This window comes from Streptomyces sp. MBT65, assembly GCF_016612545.1.
Classification (GTDB): Bacteria; Actinomycetota; Actinomycetes; order Streptomycetales; family Streptomycetaceae; genus Streptomyces.
On the sequence record NZ_JAENRY010000615.1, the window covers coordinates 1 to 1,462 of the forward strand.

Sequence of the window (1,462 nt, forward strand, 5' to 3'; positions counted from 1 at the left end):
GGGTGGAGACCGGGGGTGGGTGGGGCGTGTGGCTCGGGCAGGGGGTGCGCATCGGGCAACGGCCTTGATTCCAGGCGGTGTTCCGGCTCGACCCGGTGTTGTGTCGAACCGTTCTGCCACAGATGGCCGTCCGTATGGGTCAGGAGGGTTTCCGCGCTGCGGTAGAGGGCGCTCTCCATTTCCGGGGTGCGGCCCGGGGTGGACCAGGTCTCCTCCAGGGCGTCGGCCGCGGCTGTGGCGAGGCGTTCGTGGTGGTCGGGCGGTATGCCGTCGCGGATCGCCCGTTGGACCAGGGCATGCACCTCTACGACGGGCAGGGCGCCGTCGGCGGGGGCGGGGACGTGGTGGGTGACCAGGCTCAGGCGGTGCAGTGCCCGGAGTGCGAGGAGGGTGGCCCGTTCCGGTACGGAGTCCGGGGCGGGGCCGCTGCCGAGCCAGGCGCGCGCCGCCGAACCGAGCAGTACCGCGTCCGGGATGCCGTCCGGCGCGAACATCGAGATCAGTTCGAGCATCGCCCGGGCCGTGCCGGGCGGCGCGAGCGACTCCGCCCGGTCCAGGGCGAGTTGGAGGGTGTCCGTCACCGTGGCGCCGTGTTCGTCCGCGGGGGAGGAGGACGGGAGGAGCCCGGCGACGCTCTCCCGCCGGTCGGACAGCAGGGTCAGGTAGGTCGGCAGGTCCATGCCGGTGTCGATGAGGAACGCGGCGGCCTGGGAGAGCGCGAGCGGGAAGCGGCCCAGCAGCGCGGCGAGGGTCGCCAGGTCCTCGTGGCGGTGCGCGGCCGAGCCCGGATCACCTGGATCACCCGGTCCGCCCGGATTCCCCGGGTCGAGCCGGAGCCGGTCGGTCAGGTACGCCGTGGCCTCGTCCGGCGTGAACACCCCCACGGGTATTACCCGCACCCCCGGCCGCAGCAGTGCCGCGTCCCTTCGCCGGGTGACCAGGACGGTCCGGCCGGCGTCACCGGTGGGCCGTAGCCCGGCCAGCTCGGCGGGGTCGTCGATGTCGTCCAGAACCACCAGCCAGGGAACGGCAGTTGACCGCAGCCACGCGAGGAACAACTCGGCCTGGGTCTCGTCGTCCCCGCCGGAGGCATGCGCCGCACCCGTCACGCTCGCCCCCGACAGCGCCCGCCACGCACGGGCGTAACCGCCCAGCACCGACACCCGGTCGCCCGCGGACACCCAGAGCAGCACCTCGGCCCGCCGCTCCGCACGGTGGAACGCCGCCGAGGCCAACTGCGACTTGCCGACCCCGCCCGCCCCCGTGAGCAACACCTGCCGTACGGAAGGATCCAGCAGCGCCCCGTCGATACTCCCGGCCAGCTCCTCCCGGGTGCGCAGCGCGGCGGCGTCCCCCGGAGGCCGGCCGACCACGATCCGCGCCCGGGCCTCCACCGGCCCCCGCTGCCCCGGATCGGCGGGAACACTCCGGTACTCCCGGGCCGCCCGCCACAACCCCTGCC

General features: G+C 74.5%; 1 protein-coding gene. It reads right to left on the reverse strand.

All coding sequences use genetic code 11. From position 1 onward, the window contains the following. Window positions 1-1,462, reverse strand: a 1,462-nt coding sequence (locus tag JHN63_RS50985) for an NB-ARC domain-containing protein (protein WP_234478950.1), incomplete at both ends; no start/stop codon positions are given.